11 protein-coding genes are annotated in these 12,752 nt (G+C 61.4%); 5 read left to right on the forward strand and 6 right to left on the reverse strand.

Annotated elements, in window-relative coordinates; genetic code table 11:
• Nucleotides 1-95: 95 nt before the first annotated feature.
• Nucleotides 96-587, forward strand: a complete 492-nt coding sequence (locus ACK6AU_RS04565; RefSeq protein WP_185700914.1) for a GNAT family N-acetyltransferase — start codon at nucleotides 96-98, stop codon at nucleotides 585-587.
• Between the two features lie 75 nt (nucleotides 588-662).
• Here the strand turns inward: ACK6AU_RS04565 and ACK6AU_RS04570 are convergent, their stop codons facing one another.
• The 5 genes from ACK6AU_RS04570 to ACK6AU_RS04590 all read right to left on the reverse strand — a co-directional run bounded on the left by ACK6AU_RS04570 (nucleotide 663) and on the right by ACK6AU_RS04590 (nucleotide 5,863).
• A complete protein-coding gene (locus ACK6AU_RS04570) occupies nucleotides 663-2,087 on the reverse strand; it encodes a heavy metal sensor histidine kinase (RefSeq protein ID WP_185700913.1) in 1,425 nt (474 codons plus the stop codon).
• Nucleotides 2,084-2,758 carry a heavy metal response regulator transcription factor gene (locus tag ACK6AU_RS04575; RefSeq protein WP_185700912.1) on the reverse strand — a complete coding sequence of 225 codons (675 nt, stop codon included), beginning with the start codon at nucleotides 2,756-2,758 and terminating at the stop codon, nucleotides 2,084-2,086. The genes ACK6AU_RS04570 and ACK6AU_RS04575 overlap by 4 nt, the downstream gene beginning before the upstream one ends.
• Nucleotides 2,759-3,185: 427 nt before the next feature.
• The gene (locus ACK6AU_RS04580) at nucleotides 3,186-3,425 is read right to left on the reverse strand and encodes a hypothetical protein (RefSeq protein ID WP_185700911.1); all 240 of its coding nucleotides are present in this window, start codon (nucleotides 3,423-3,425) and stop codon (nucleotides 3,186-3,188) included.
• Between the two features lie 276 nt (nucleotides 3,426-3,701).
• Complete coding sequence (locus ACK6AU_RS04585) at nucleotides 3,702-5,444, reverse strand: phosphoethanolamine transferase CptA (protein WP_409297963.1); 1,743 nt, start codon at nucleotides 5,442-5,444, stop codon at nucleotides 3,702-3,704.
• A 239-nt stretch (nucleotides 5,445-5,683) separates the two neighbouring features.
• Complete coding sequence (locus ACK6AU_RS04590; RefSeq protein WP_185700909.1) at nucleotides 5,684-5,863, reverse strand: DUF6026 family protein; 180 nt, start codon at nucleotides 5,861-5,863, stop codon at nucleotides 5,684-5,686.
• Nucleotides 5,864-6,315: 452 nt separating this feature from the next.
• On the opposite strand from ACK6AU_RS04590, the gene gnd reads away from it, so the two are divergent.
• From gnd to ACK6AU_RS04605, 3 genes are read left to right on the forward strand one after another with little or no spacing between them, the layout of a single operon-like run.
• Nucleotides 6,316-7,296, forward strand: coding sequence for a phosphogluconate dehydrogenase (NAD(+)-dependent, decarboxylating) (gene gnd, locus ACK6AU_RS04595; RefSeq protein WP_185700908.1), 981 nt, complete (start codon nucleotides 6,316-6,318; stop codon nucleotides 7,294-7,296).
• Nucleotides 7,293-8,807, forward strand: a complete 1,515-nt coding sequence (gene zwf / locus ACK6AU_RS04600; protein WP_409297966.1) for a glucose-6-phosphate dehydrogenase — start codon at nucleotides 7,293-7,295, stop codon at nucleotides 8,805-8,807. Before gnd ends, zwf begins: the two co-directional genes overlap by 4 nt.
• On the forward strand, nucleotides 8,804-9,625 hold the full coding sequence (locus ACK6AU_RS04605; RefSeq protein ID WP_409297968.1) for a Cof-type HAD-IIB family hydrolase: 822 nt from the start codon (nucleotides 8,804-8,806) through the stop codon (nucleotides 9,623-9,625). Before zwf ends, ACK6AU_RS04605 begins: the two co-directional genes overlap by 4 nt.
• Before the next feature lie 46 nt (nucleotides 9,626-9,671).
• On the opposite strand, the gene nhaB is transcribed toward ACK6AU_RS04605, so the two are convergent.
• Entirely contained in the window at nucleotides 9,672-11,174 is a 1,503-nt protein-coding gene (gene nhaB / locus ACK6AU_RS04610; protein WP_409297970.1) for a sodium/proton antiporter NhaB, read from the reverse strand.
• 347 nt (nucleotides 11,175-11,521) lie between these two features.
• Between nhaB and ACK6AU_RS04615 the strand changes: the two genes are divergently transcribed.
• Nucleotides 11,522-12,508, forward strand: a complete 987-nt coding sequence (locus ACK6AU_RS04615; RefSeq protein ID WP_409297972.1) for an adenylate cyclase — start codon at nucleotides 11,522-11,524, stop codon at nucleotides 12,506-12,508.
• Nucleotides 12,509-12,752: the final 244 nt, after the last annotated feature.

The following is a 12,752-nucleotide window of genomic DNA, read 5'->3' on the forward strand; positions in this document are numbered from 1 at the left end:
GAGTGAAAAATCTTCGTTTGGTCAAATCCGCCAGCCTACAATCGGAGCTGCCCGAGCCTTGAGCGCTCGTTCCGACACATTGATCGAGGATGAACATGGACGTTGCCGATGTCGTGGTGTTGCAAGCCAGTTACAGCAACCCGGTGCATGCCGAAGCCATAGGTGTGTTGCTCAGCCATTACGCAGCAGACGTCATGGGCGGTGGCCAGAGCCTCTCGGCGGACCAGCTCCAGCGCTTGCCGGAGGAACTGGCCAAGCGGCCCCAGGCGTTCAGCGTGCTGGCCTTCGCCGGCGGGCAACCGGTGGGCCTGGTGAACTGTTTCGAGGGTTTCTCCACCTTTGCCTGCCGGCCCCTGGTGAATGTCCACGATGTGGTGGTGCTCGACGGCTTTCGTGGCCAGGGACTGAGCAAGCGCCTGCTGCAGAAGGTCGAGGACATCGCTCGCCAGCGCGGCTGCTGCAAGATCACCCTGGAGGTGCTGGAAGGCAATGCCAGGGCCCAGGCAGCCTACCGGGCCTGCGGTTTTGCCGATGCGATGCTCGATCCCGCCCATGGCCGCATGCTGTTCTGGAGCAAGGTCTTGTAGTGCCCCGCGGCCCGCCAGCAGCCAGGTGGGGGGGGAATCGCGCTGAGCCCGGGTCGTGCTGGTGGGTTGTCGTGCCTAGAGATCGTGTTGCGCGGGATCGAGCTTGGGAAATACCAGGCGGAATTCGGTCTGGCCATCGATGACGCTGCTGACTTCGGCCTGTCCGTCATGCAGGTTCATGATCGAACGCACGATCGCCAATCCCAGGCCGGTACCGCCTTCGGCGCGGGTGCGGCTGCTGTCGATCCGGTAGAAGCGCTCGAACAAATGTGGCAGGTGGCAAGCCTCGATGCCAGGACCGGGATTGCTCACTGTCAGGCTCACCGTCTGCAACTGTTGTTCGACCCGCAGCTGGATACGGCCCTGGCTAGGGCTGTGGCGAATGGCATTGGACAGCAGGTTGGAAATGGCGCGTTGGATCATCAGCCGATCCCCCAGGACCCAGGCATCTCCGCTCTGTTGCAGTTCCAGTTGCTTGTCCTCGGCGCTCAGGGCGAACAGCTCCATGACTTTGCGTGCTTCCACCCGCAGTGAAATCCGCGCGAAGCGAGCCTGGGATGCCGGTTGGCTGACTTGGGCCAGGAGCAACATGTCGGCGACCATCCGCGTGACTCGCTCCAGCTCTTCGATGCTGGCCTCCAGCACCGCCTTGTACTCTTGCGGCGGACGCTCCCGCGACAGGGTCACCTGCGCCTTGCCCATCAGGTTGCTGATGGGCGAGCGCAGCTCATGGGCCAGGTCATCGGAAAATTGCGACAGGCGCTGCACGCCGCCATCCAGGCGTTGCAGCATGACATTGATCCCCTGGCCCAGCTCCGCCAGTTCACGGGGCAGTCGATCCAGATTCAGGCGGTGGGTCAAGTCCTGGGTGGTGACCTTGGCCGCTACCCGGCTGAACTGCTGCAGGGGCAGCAGGCCCCGTTGCACCAGCCACCAGGCGCCGATGCCGATCAGGCCCAGCAGCAGCGGCAAGGCAATCACCGTGGAGCGCAGATAGGCACTGAGCAGCGCCTGGTCGTTGCTGCGATCCAGGCTCAGCACGACCCGTACCTGTTCGCCATTGCGCATGGGCATTGGCTGTGAGGCGCTGAGCAACTGGCTGCCGCTTTTGTCGTTCCAGTCCAGGTAGGTACTGCCTTTGGCTTCCTTCAGGGCGCGGGGTAAAGGTTGCCGGCCGCCACCGACATCCAGCAGCGGCGGCACCCGCGGATCGCTGGCCAACACCGACAAGCGCAGGTTGTCGTGGCCCATCACCAGGTCCAGCAGGGAATGAGGGCGGGCTGCCAGGTCGCTGCTCTTGAGATCGCTGATCAGGCTGTGCTGGATCTGCTCCAGCTTGCTCTGCAAGCTCTTGCGGGCCAGGGTGTCCAACTCGTGGCTCAGGGACAAGTAGGCCAGGGTGGCCAGCAGCAGGACCAGGGCCGCGCCCATCAGGCTGACGGTCAGGCCCAGGCGCATGGACAAGCTGCTGTTGCCGGGCGGTGCAGGGGGTGTGCTCATTGGCGCACTTCCAGCACGTAGCCGACACCGCGCAGGGTATGGATCAACTTGAGCTCGCTGGCATCGTCGATCTTGGCCCGCAAGCGGCTGATGGACACTTCCACCACGTTGGTATCGCAATCGAAATTCATATCCCAGACTAGGGAAATGATTTGCGTGCGGGTCAGAACTTCACCCGAGTGCCGCATCAATACATGCAGCAGGGTGAACTCCTTGGTGGTCAAGTCGATACGGCGTTCACCGCGGTAGGCCCGATGGCGTCGCGGGTCAAGTTGCAAGTCGGCAACTTGCAGTACTTCCGGTTGAGCCACCGGTTCACTGCGCCGCATCAAGGTGCGGACCCGGGCCAGCAACTCGGGAAACTGAAATGGCTTGACCAGATAATCATCGGCGCCCAGGTCCAGGCCTCTGACTTTATCTTCCAGGCGGCCACGGGCACTCAGCATCATGACCCGTGCCGGAGATTGCCGGTGCATATGTTGCAATACTTGCCATCCATCTTTTCCGGGCAGGTTTACATCCAGTATCACCAACTCGTAGGGTTGTTGTTCAATCAGGTGCAGGCCATCCACGCCATTGTTGGCGCGGTCGACGATGTATCCACTCTCGGTAAGTCCCTGATGCAGATAGTCAGCGGTTTTCGACTCGTCTTCGATCACCAGAATACGCATTGCCTATTGTCCTCTTTAACTAACCGGATATTGTTCGATGGGCCGATGGTGAAGCCTGAAGTAACTATAGGGTCAATCGATCAGGTCTGATAATTCAAGGGATTAGCGGCTTGCCGACGGTCGGTAGAACATCCCGGGCGGGAAGTATGGCGGGGCTTCCAGGGCAATGGGCGATCGAGGTGTTGTGGGTTTGTTTGTTGTTTCAATTCTTTTCTTCGATGAAAAATTCGTTGTGTTCATATCGGGATGTTAAGCCAGTACATCTGGGCGATGTGCCATATGACAGCTTTGTAATGACCCGGTAATTGCCTTGAAAACATGGCCCGCAATCACTGGCCGACGTCAATAAAAAAGGCGCCCAAAGGGCGCCGAAATATCCAGCTCTGGTTGAGAAGCACTTATCCAGAGTGGTTGCACAAAGATTGAATCAGGCGCCGGGCTGCTGGATTACTTGTTTTTCTTGTTTGGCATCCGAGGCGGAATATGCAGGTTCAGATTGCTGTTTGTCGCTCTTGGCGGTATTGGCGTTCTGGTTTCCGGCAATTTGTTGCTGATTGACACGGAAGTTCTCGTAGAACTGTTGTACACGCTCGGAACCGCCTTCGGCGAAGGCTGCGTTGGAGCCGGCGAGAATCAGGCCGGTGAGTACAAGAGTTGAAAGTTTCATGCTGGTTTTCCTGCTTAAGAGTGTTCGGTTACTTGCTTCGTCCCTGTACGGCAAGTGACGGGAGGAAGTTAAACCGAATTCTATTAAGTGAGGGTTAACGCCAGCCTGAGGCAAAAATTACATTTTCGACATCATGTTGCGATGGCCATCGCGGGCTTCTACGGAAAATCGCAGGCGACCAGGGTCAAGAGGCGATGCGTGCCCTAGGTGGGCGCAGGCAGGGGCGGGACAAGAAGCGAGGCTGCCGCGGGAGCCGTGCGGCTCCCGGGAAAGCGATCATTTTTGCACGACGGAGGTGTCCACCGGCGCTTTGGGCTTCATCAGGCTGAAATCGATCAGCGGCTTGCTCTGGCGCGAGTATGGGTCGCCGATCAGCAGCGGACGAGGCTTGAAGCTGTCGCTGACCAGGCTGCGGCTGTGATCCAGTTGGTCGAAGCTCAGGCCCGCCAGGTCGGCCCAGGTATGCACCAGTTGCGAGCTCATGAAGGGCCGGTTGAGATCGGAGGCGAAGTTCCAGTCGTGGGTCTCCCGCCACTTGGGCGAGGCCCAGGCGATGAACGGAATGGTGTACATCGGCGCGGTGGGCTTGCCTTCGTTGCGCCCCAGGGTGTCGTGGCCGGCGGAGTCGAAGACGTCTTCACCATGGTCCGACAGGTACAGCAAGAAGCCGTTGGGGTCAGTCTTGGCGTAGTCCTTGATCAGGCTGGAAACCACGAAATCGTTGTACAGCACGGCGTTGTCGTAGCTGTTGTAGGTGGCCACCTGGTCGTCGTGCACGCCGGCCGGCACGCCCTGGCGGTCGGTGAACTTGTCGAAGCTCGGCGGGTAGCGGTACTGATAGCTCATGTGCGTGCCCAGCAAGTGCACCACGATGAACTTGCGCGGCGCGCTGTCGGCCAGGGCCTTGGAGAAGGGCTCGAGCACGTCGCCATCGTATTGGCGGGCGTTCTGGTTACGGTTGTTGTTCAGGTACACCTGCTCGTCGGCCTGCTCGGAGAAGGTGGTGAGCATGGTGTTGCGCTTGGTCATGGTCTGCTGGTTGGTAATCCAGTAGGTCTTGTAGCCGGCCTGCTTCATCACGCTGACCAGGGACGGGGTCTTGAGGTACAGGTCGGGGTTCTCTTCGTCGGCGAAGGTCAGTACCTGCTGCAGGGCCTCGATGGTATAGGGGCGCGGGGTGATGACATTGTTGAACACCGCCAACTGGTCCTTGAGCTTGTCCAGCTCCGGGGTGGTCTGGCGCGGATAGCCGTAGAGGCTCATGCGTTGACGGTTGGTGGATTCGCCGATCACCAGCACCAGGGTCGCCGGCTGGTTGGCCATGCTGTCCTTGAGATTGGTCAGGGGCGGGATCTTGCTGACGCTGTCGAGCATGCCCTGCATGCCGTCCAGCTGCTCGCGATAGCGCCGGTAGGCGACCACCATCTGCCATGGCACCGCCGGCTCGATGCGGGTCTCGAATTTTTCCAGGCCCTCGGCCAGGGTCTCGGTACGCGAGACTTGCTTGACCAGCGGGTAACCGACGATGGCCACCAGGATCGCCACTGCAGCCGCCAGCGCTTGAAGCTTGGGCAGGTAAACCGGGCGCAGGCGGGTCCACAGGAAGATGGCGAAAGCGGTGTGGGCCAGGAACGCCAGTAGCATCCACCAGGCAAAGTACTGGGTCAGGTATTCACCGGCTTCCGAGGGGTTGGACTCGAACATGATGAAAATGACGCTCTGGGAGAACTCCTGCTGGTAGATGAAGAAGTAGCCCAGGCTGGCCATGGAGCAGGCCCAGAGCACGATACCGATCACGGCGGCCAGCAGCCGGGTGCGTGCCGGGAACAGCAGCATCGGTGCCAGCCAGACGGCGCTCATCAGGAAGGCCTGGCGGAAACCTGCGAACCCGGAGGTATCGGTCAGTTGGATCAGCAACTGGGTAATGCCCGAGAAATACCAGAAGAACAGGAACAGCCAGAGCAGGCCCATCCAGTCGAAACCCTTCGCAGACGTATTGCCGCGTTTGAACAATGCCATTCGGCGCTCCCCAGGAAACCGTGATCATCGGGCGCCGGTCCGGCGCCAATGAAGGCCGCCCCTATGTAACAAGGCGGCCACAATGGCCGAGAGTATCGATAGGCAAGTGTGAAAAGTTCGTCAGCAGAACGTTGGCATTTTGTGCCTGGGTTCCTGGACCGGGAGGCTCGTCGATGGAGGCTGGGGAGGGGCTGCTGGCATCGAGCGTAGCGTTGGGTTGCGCTCGAGAACGGGAGGACTCAGTTCGCCCGGGAAAGAGGCGGGAGGGCGACCGATGGCCGGTCCTGATTTTGTAACAGGCGTATCTGCGCGAGCTCTCGTTGCAACTGGTCGCGCTCAGCTTTGAGCTGCTGCAGTTCATCACGACGAATGGTGACGTACAAGGTTTGTGCAGGTCGTGCCGGTAGTACTGTGCCCATTGCTTCACCTCGCAAATGGCGGGTCTTGACTATGCTTCGCGATTCCCATTCCTTGCACAAAGCGCTATCACAGGCGGCGCAGTTGCAGCGGGTCCATACCGCGTTGTCTCGCCTGGCGGGGGCAATTTTATTTATTTTTCACTCCAAGGGAACTTTTTTATTTTTCATGGTCCTGTGCCTTCGTGGCGATGGGCATCGTTATCCATCCATGGTTTGCGAAACTTCGCCGCAGGTGTTGCTGACTAATTTTCCATGAGCCCTGTTCCTGGGGGCGGTCGATCATGGTTGTGCGACGCCAGCAGGGACGGCCGGAGACGCGAACCGGTCCGCCAAGGTAAAGATTGCGCTGTCTTGAGGCGCCTTGCCTTGTATAGTTGCGCACCTTGAAGTTTCACCTGGCCCGTTGGGCTATATATTTTTGATCTGGATTTTGGCAGTAGGAGCATCAGCACATGCAACTGGGGATTATCGGACTGGGCCGCATGGGCGGCAATATTGCACGGCGCCTGATGCTCAATGGGCACGAGACCGTAGTCTTTGACCGCAACACCGACTTCGTCGGCACCCTGGCCGCCGAAGGCGCCAAGGGCGTCGCCGACCTGCCGGCCCTGGTGGCTGGCCTGCAACAGCCGCGAGCGGTCTGGGTGATGTTGCCCGCCGGCGCGCCCACCGAAGAGACCATCGATACCCTGAGCCAGTTGCTGGAGCCGGGCGACGTGATCATCGACGGCGGCAACACCTACTACAAGGATGACATCCGCCGTGCCCGGGACCTGGCGCAGAAGGGCCTGAAGTATATCGATGTCGGCACCTCCGGCGGTGTCTGGGGCCTGGAGCGGGGCTATTGCATGATGATCGGTGGCGACGCCGATGAAGTACTGCGCCTGGACCCGCTGTTCGCTGCCCTGGCCCCGGGAATGGGATCGATCCCCCGCACCAAGGACCGTGTCGCCAGTGACGACCGCGCCGAGCGCGGCTATATCCACGCCGGTCCCGCCGGTGCCGGGCACTTCGTCAAGATGATCCATAACGGTATCGAGTACGGCATGATGCAGGCCTTCGCCGAAGGCTTCGACATTCTCAAGACCAAGAGCTCGGAAAGCCTGCCAGAAGACCAGCGCTTCGACCTGAATGTCGCCGATATCGCCGAAGTCTGGCGGCGCGGCAGCGTGGTCTCGTCCTGGTTGCTGGACCTGACCGCCGACGCCCTGGCCAGCGATCCCAAGCTGGACGGTTTCTCCGGTTCGGTGGCCGACAGCGGTGAAGGCCGTTGGACCATCGAGGCGGCCATGGAGCAGGCGGTGCCGGTTCCGGTGCTGTCCAACTCGCTGTTCTCCCGTTATCGCTCGCGTGGCCAGGGTACTTATGGCGACAAGATCCTCTCGGCCATGCGCTTCGGCTTTGGCGGCCATGTGGAGACCGGGAAGAAATGACCGAGCGAAGGAAGTCCAAGGCACTGCCGGCCCCGGCGACCACGCTGTTCCTGTTCGGCGCCCGTGGCGACCTGGTCAAGCGCCTGCTGATGCCGGCGCTGTACAACCTCAGTCGCGACGGTTTGCTGGACGAGGGGCTGCGGATCGTCGGCGTCGATCACAATGCGGTGAGCGACAGTGAGTTCGCCACTTTGCTGGAAGACTTCCTTCGCGACGAAGTACTCAAGAAACAAGGGCAAGGGACCCGCATCGATGCCGACGTCTGGGCGCGCCTGACCCGGGGCATCAGCTATGTCCAGGGTGATTTCCTGGACGATGCCACCTATGTCGAGCTGGCGGCGCGAATCGCCGCCAGCGGCACCGGCAACGCCGTGTTCTACCTGGCCACCGCACCGCGCTTTTTCAGTGAGGTGGTGCAACGCCTGGGCGCCGCGGGGCTGCTGCAAGAGGAGCCTGGAGCGTTTCGCCGGGTGGTGGTCGAGAAACCCTTCGGTTCCGATCTGCAGACCGCCGAGGCCCTCAATGCCTGCCTGCTCAAGGTCATGGGCGAGAAGCAGATCTACCGCATCGACCATTACCTGGGCAAGGAAACCGTACAGAACATCCTCGTCAGCCGTTTCTCCAACAGCCTGTTCGAGGCGTTCTGGAACAATCATTACATCGACCACGTGCAGATCACCGCGGCGGAAACCGTCGGGGTGGAAACCCGTGGCAGCTTTTACGAAAACACCGGCGCCCTGCGGGACATGGTGCCCAACCACCTGTTCCAACTGCTGGCGATGGTGGCCATGGAACCGCCGGCGGCCTTCGGCGCCGATGCGGTGCGCGGCGAGAAGGCCAAGGTGGTGGGCGCCATCCGTCCCTGGACGCTGGACGAGGCCCGGGCCAACTCGGTGCGCGGCCAGTACAGCGCCGGCCAGCTGGACGGCAAGAGCCTGGCCGGATACCGCGAGGAAACCAACGTGGCGCCCGACAGCAACACCGAGACCTATGTCGCGCTCAAGGTGATGATCGACAACTGGCGCTGGGTCGGGGTGCCGTTCTACCTGCGTACCGGCAAGCGCATGAGCGTGCGCGACACCGAGATCGTCATCTGCTTCAAGCCGGCGCCTTATGCGCAGTTCCGCGATACCGAGGTCGAGCGCCTGATGCCGACCTACCTGCGGATCCAGATCCAGCCCGACGAAGGCGTGTGGTTCGACCTGCTGGCGAAGAAGCCCGGGCCGACCCTGGACATGGCAAGTATCGAGTCCGGCTTCGCCTACAAGGACTTCTTCGAGATGCAGCCGTCCACCGGCTACGAGACGCTGATCTACGACTGCCTGATCGGCGACCAGACGCTCTTCCAGCGTGCGGACAACATCGAGAATGGCTGGCGTGCGGTACAGCCGTTCCTCGACGCCTGGAAGCAGGACGCGAGCCTGCAGCAATATCCGGCCGGCACCGACGGGCCGGATGCGGGCGACCAATTGCTGGCCCGCGATGGCCGGGTCTGGCGCCCCCTGGGATGAGTGGCTCGAACGCCTATCCCATCGACTTTGTGCTGAGCGACATGGATGGCACGCTGCTGCGTCCGGACCACAGTCTGAGTCCACGAACCGTCGCCGCCGTGCGTGCCCTGCATGACGCCGGCATTGGTTTCAGCCTGGCCAGCGGTCGTCCGCCACGGGCCATGCGGCGGCAACTCGAAGAACTTGGGGTGGAACTGCCCAGCGCCGGATTCAACGGCGGCAGCATCGTCCACCCCGATGGCCGCTACCTGGCTCGTCATCATGTCCCGGTAGCGGCGGTCGTTACGGCGCTGCTGCTGTTCGCCTCCTATCCCCAGGTCGAGACCTGGGTCTTCGCCGACAACCAGTGGCTGGTGCGCGATCCCGACGGACCCTTGCTGCCGTTGGAGCAGCAGGCCCTGGGTTATGCGCCGCAGGTGGTGGACAGCTTCGAGGAGTACCTGCACTGCGTCGACAAGGTCGTGGCGGCCAGTAGCGACGGACGCTTGCTGAGGGAGCTGGAGGCACGCCTGCAACGCCAGACCGCGGGGCAGGCCCAGGTCTCGCGGTCGCAACCGCGGTTCCTGGATGTCACTGCCGTGCAGGCGGACAAGGGCCAGGCCTTGGCGACGCTCGCCGGATACCTCGGCGTGCCCCTTGCGCGCACTGCGGCCCTGGGTGATGGCGGCAACGATCCGGCGATGTTCCAGCGGGCCGGGTTGTCGATCGCCATGGGCCAGGCCGAAGAACAGGTCAAGCGCCTGGCCGATGTGGTCACCGGCACTAACCTTGAGGATGGCGCCGCCCAGGCGATCGAGCGCTATATCCTGCTGCGCTGAGCCTGCAACCGCTGCCAGGGGCCCTGGCAGCGTCGTCAATCCTTCTTTATAGCCAGTAGCTGACTGCGTACCAGCCCAGCACGCCCATCACCAGGGTGTAGGGCAGCGCCATCCATACCATGCGGCCATAGGACAGGCGCACCAGCGGCGCGATGGCCGAGGTCAGCAGGAACAGGAACGCCGCCTGGCCGTTGGGCGTGGCGACGCTGGGCAGGTTGGTGCCGGTGTTGATGGCGATGGCCAGGGTCTCGAAGTGTTCGCGGCTCATCTGCCCGTCCAGGAAGGCTTGCTTGACCTCGGTGATATAGATGGTGGCCACGAACACGTTGTCGCTGATGGCAGACAGCAGGCCGTTGGCGATGAACAGCATGCCCGGTTGGCGATCCGCCGGCAGCGCCAGCACCCACTGGATCAGCGGCGTGAACAGCTGTTGCTGGTGGATCACCGCCACCACGGCGAAGAACACCACCAGCAGGGCGGTGAAAGGCATGGCGTCCTTGAAGGCGTTGCCCAGCCGGTGTTCGTCGGTGATGCCGGTAAAGGCGGTGATCAGCACGATCACCAACAGGCCGATCAGCCCGACCTCGGCCACATGCAACGCCAGGCCGACGATCAATATCAGGGCTGCCAGGCCTTGCACCAGCAGGGCCGCGCGTTGGCGGGCCGTGCGCTGCGCATCGTCCTCGGCGGCGTAGTTGGCCAGGATCTGGCGGACATTGTCCGGCAGCAGGGTGCCGTAGCCGAACCAGCGCAGTTTCTCCAGCAGCACGCAAGTCACCAGCCCCGCCACCAGTACCGGCAGGGATACCGGGGCGACCTGGCGGAAGAAGTCGGCGAAGTGCCAACCCATCTCATGGCCGATCAGCAGGTTCTGCGGCTCGCCCACCAGGGTGCAGACGCCGCCCAGGGCAGTGCCCACAGCCCCATGCATCAGCAAGCTGCGCAGGAAGGCGCGAAATTGTTCCAGGTCGTCATGGTGCAGCGCTGGCAATTGCCGATCGTCGCCATAGCCGCTGTCCTGGCGCGGATCGTTGCCCGATGCCACGCGGTGGTACACCGAATAGAAGCCCACCGCGGCGCTGATGATCACCGCAGTGACGGTCAGGGCGTCGAGAAAGGCCGAGAGAAAGGCCGACAGGAAGCAGAACAGCAACCCCAGCAGCGCCTTGGAGCGCACCCCCAGCAGCAGCCTTGAGAACAGGAACAGCAGCAGCTCCTTCATGAAATAGATGCCGGCGACCATGAACATCAACAGCAGGATCACCGGGAAGTTGTGCACCAGTTCGTCGTACAGCGCCTGGGGAGTGGCCATGCCCAGCAACATCGCCTGCACCAGCAGCAGCCCGCCGGGCATCAGGGGATAACACTTGAGGGCCATGGCCAGGGTGAAGATGAATTCGAGCACCAGGCACCAGCCGGCGGCGGCCGGGCTGACCCCGAAGAACAGCAATGGGTTGAGTAGCAGGAACGCGACAATGCTTGCCTTGTACCAGCGGGGTGAGTGGCCGAGAAAATTATGGGCGAACGCCTGGGCCATTGAACCGGACATTGGCTGCTCCTTGTAGTGAGAAGCGCGCAAGTTGCCGCATGCGAGAAGGAGAATCAAGAAACGATGAAATCTTTTGCCACAATCTTTGGGGCTGTGTGCTTGCACCGTTCCCGGTTGAGGCGGGTGGCAATAACCATTGACCTGCCATTTTCTCCTGTTCTAGGGTCGCGCCAGGCTGGCGCATGACGAATGCGGCAGTGCTTCACAGGTGTTGCAGTTCCATGTCATCACCTCAATGTTCATCTGCTCGATATTCAAAGGGGGCACGGCCAGGCACCGGTATTCGGCCTTGCAGGGAAAGCAGGCAAATAAAGGGAATTACCATGAAGGCGATACGCAAACTTGCAATGAAACTTGGTTTGGGCGGTGCGTTGCTGGCTTCTGTCAGCCTGGCAGGCGCTTCGCAACTGGTTCCGGCGCTGGGGTTGGCCAATGAACAATTCGCCAAGTCACCTGGCCCCTACAAGGTAGCGACCAATGCGGTCTTGAGTGACTGCCGTGGCTTGTTGGGAGTGCTGGCGAAGATCCTGTTGTTGGACAACAGCCTTCAATGCAACCAGTCATTTCCCTACGGGTTCAGCAATCCTATTTCCACCAGCGTCTATTACCCGGCCAATATAAAGAGCCTGGACAAGTTGCCGGTAGTCAACTTCGTCGGTGGCATTCTTTCCAACCAGGGGCAATACACCGAACTGTTGAGGCTGTGGGCCAGCTACGGTTTCGTGGTGGTGGTGTCTTCGGACTTCATCAATACCGCGCCGAGCATGCACGTCCTGGGGGCGGTGGAGCTGAGCAGGCTCAATCAGGATCCGACCTCGCCGCTATTTGGCAAGGTCGACCTGGCGCGGACCATAGTGGCTGGGCATTCGGCAGGTGGCGGGGCGTCGATTCTCTCCTCCAGCCTCATGCCCCAGACCTTGAAGGCCATTGACCCGCAACTCCAGTACATAGGTTCGCTGCCGATCGAGCCCGGGCCCATCGGCCTGGGCTCCACGGTCCGTACGCCGACGCTGGTGCTCACCGGCGCCGCGGATGTGGTGGTACCGGCCTGGGCCTGGCCGCGGCTGTGGCAGGGCGGTTTGATCAAGGCGGTGCCGGGATGGAGCGCCACCGCCCATAACGCCACGCACTTCAGCCCGGTGCGAAGCCTCAAGGAAAACGAGTTCGCCGGTATCACCACGGCCTGGATCCTGTACCTGGCCAAGAACGATCCCGCGGCCAAGGAGTACTTCGTCGGTGAAGACTACAAGCTCGCGCGGGATCCGCAGTTCATTCGCCTGTTCTTCAATCCGTTGCGGGTCCAGCGCAACGAAGTGGCTGACGAGCTGCGATAGCCTACATAGCTTGCATACATGAAAGGCTCCGGGAACCTCCATGGGTTGTTCCCGGTTTTCAGGGACTTCAAGCCTTGTCAAGGCCGATCCAGGCGTGCAGCTACTGGCACTTTGCAGGCTCGGGAGTTTTATTCACCCAATATTCTTCCAAGGCCGTTCATATATAAGCCAGTGGCGACTTCAGTGTTGGTTGATAGGTTGGCTAATGATTGGAAATGGCATTCATTGCAATGTCAGTGTCACT

It is taken from the genome of Pseudomonas sp. KCJK8993 (genome assembly GCF_046230915.1).
Lineage (GTDB): Bacteria > Pseudomonadota > Gammaproteobacteria > Pseudomonadales > Pseudomonadaceae > Aquipseudomonas > Aquipseudomonas piscis.